At 45.5% G+C, this 879-nt stretch carries 1 protein-coding gene; it reads right to left on the bottom strand.

Annotated features, from left to right (window positions below):
• The coding region (locus R7Z50_RS25835; RefSeq protein ID WP_318149521.1) for a peptidylprolyl isomerase at window positions 1-740 on the bottom strand (740 nt) is incomplete at its 3' end.
• Between the last annotated feature and the right edge of the window lie 139 nt (window positions 741-879).

Raw genomic sequence — 879 nt, 5'->3', positions numbered from 1 at the left:
TTCTGCATCTTGATTTGATCAGCAAAGATGGTTGGCATTTCTTCTTTACGCATCCAACCCCAATCACCACCTTGGAGAGCTTTCGGACCTTTAGAGTAGGTGTAAGCCATTTCGGTGAAGTCTGCGCCGTCGTTCAGTTTTTTAACCAGGGCTTTCGCTTGTGCTTCTACTTCTGATTTATCTTGACCGTCGGTGAAACGCAGTTGGATATGACCGATTTTGTATTGCACGGTTGCGTTGGTTTCTTTCGCTAGCTGGTCTGCAAGGCTATCAACTTCTGCTGGAAGGATATTGATTCGGCGACGAACTAGCGCATTACGAGCTTCTGACGCTGCAATTTCTTTACGGATTTGCTCGCGGAACTCTGGGTAGCTTAGGCCTTCTGCTTGCACTGATGCTGCCAGTTCTTCCACGCTTTGGTTATTGTTGCGTGCGATTTCTGCAATGGCTTGGTTTAGACGGTTATCGTCGATGCGTACACCAATACGGTCAGCTTCTTGGCCTTGCAGCGTATCGATGATCAGTTTTTCTACCACTTGCTCTTTGAGCACGCTTGCCGAAGGTAGACTTTTTCCGCTTTGACGAGCATTGGCTTGTAGGGTTTTCATCGCAGTATTGATGTCGCTTTGTAGAATGACACCGTCGTTAACGATGACAGCAACCTTATCAAGCTCTACCGGTGCTGCTACTGCTCCACAAGAGAGTAGGGTCGTGAATAAGATTGATTTCCAAATTTTCATTTAAAATTCCGTCAGTATTTTTTGAAGAAGCGTCTTATTTAGACTAAGACGCTTAATTCGATTAATTGTTCAAATAGAATGGGCGACCGTATTTAATCGCGTTGTCGGAACCATCCAGTTCTTTGACTGCTGTACCGGT

This window comes from Vibrio sp. 1249-1, assembly GCF_033340495.1.
The sequence above is the reverse complement of the archived record's forward strand: the minus strand, read 5'-3'. Positions and strand labels throughout refer to the sequence as shown.